The 1100-nt window shown below is 71.9% G+C and carries 2 protein-coding genes; both read left to right on the plus strand.

Going from position 1 to position 1100, the window contains the following annotated elements:
- On the plus strand, positions 1-486 hold a 486-nt coding region (locus LQV45_RS34835), incomplete at its 5' end, for an NTP transferase domain-containing protein (RefSeq protein WP_230012511.1).
- Positions 483-1100: MoxR family ATPase (locus tag LQV45_RS34840; RefSeq protein ID WP_308288971.1), on the plus strand; the 618-nt coding region annotated here is incomplete at its 3' end. The genes LQV45_RS34835 and LQV45_RS34840, both read left to right, overlap by 4 nt.

Here is a 1100-nt window from a genome sequence, read left to right on the forward strand (position 1 = left end):
GTGCTGCTCGATGCCGTCCTGGCGACTGCCCGGAATTGTGGCTTCGGCCAGACGGTGCTGGCCCTGGGCGGCGCAGCGGCCGACCTGGAGCGCACTGTGGACACCAGCGGCTGCGATGTGGTGCTCAACCCGGACTTCGGCGAAGGGTGCGCGTCCTCGATCGCCACGGCGCTCGCCGCCCTCCATCCGGGCACCAGCGCCGTCGTCCTGCTGCTCGGCGATCAGCCCGGTGTCCGGGCCGCGAGCGTCCGGGCAGTGCTTGGCGCCCTGCAGCCCACTCCTGCGCACACTGCCGGCATCGCGGTGTGCCGCTACGACGACGGCGTGGGCCACCCGATGGCGTTTGCCCGGCGCCTGCTGCCGGACCTGGCCGCCCTGCACGGGGACACAGGCGTCGAGGTCCGCACAGCCGGCCCCGTCCCCCCGGACGTCGACACCGAAGATGACTACCGGCGCCTCCTTGCCGGGCTGCTGGGGGCCCTATGACGGCGGCGGCGCGGGCCGGCGCGGAGGAGGACGTGCGGCGCCGGGTCCCGGATGTCGGATCGCTGATGGCCGCGCTGGACCGGGCCAACTACCTGGCCGACGTCGGACTGGCGACGGCCCTGTTCCTGGCTGTCCGCCTGCCGCAGCCCATCCTGCTCGAGGGCGAGGCGGGGGTCGGGAAGACGGAGGCCGCTAAGGCGCTGGCCGAGCTCCTCGACACCCCGCTGTACCGGCTGCAGTGCTACGAGGGAATCGACGCCGGTGAGGCCCTCTATGAGTGGAACCACCAGCGCCAGCTGCTCGGCATCCGGCTGGCCGAAGTCCGCGACACCGAGGTCACGGAAACGGACCTGTTTGCCTCCCAGTACCTGCTGCGGCGCCCGCTCCTGCAGGCGCTGGAACATCCCGGCCCGCGGCCTGCCGTGCTGCTCCTGGACGAGATCGACCGCGCCGACGCCGAATTCGAGGCCTTCACCTTTGAACTGCTGGCCGAATCCGCCGTCACCATCCCGGAGCTGGGCACAATCCGCGCCACCCATCCCCCCATCGTGATCCTGACCTCCAACCGGACCCGGGACCTTCACGACGCCCTGACCCGCCCCTCCCTGTACCAC

The sequence above is a fragment of the Microbacterium sp. Bi128 genome, assembly GCF_918698205.1.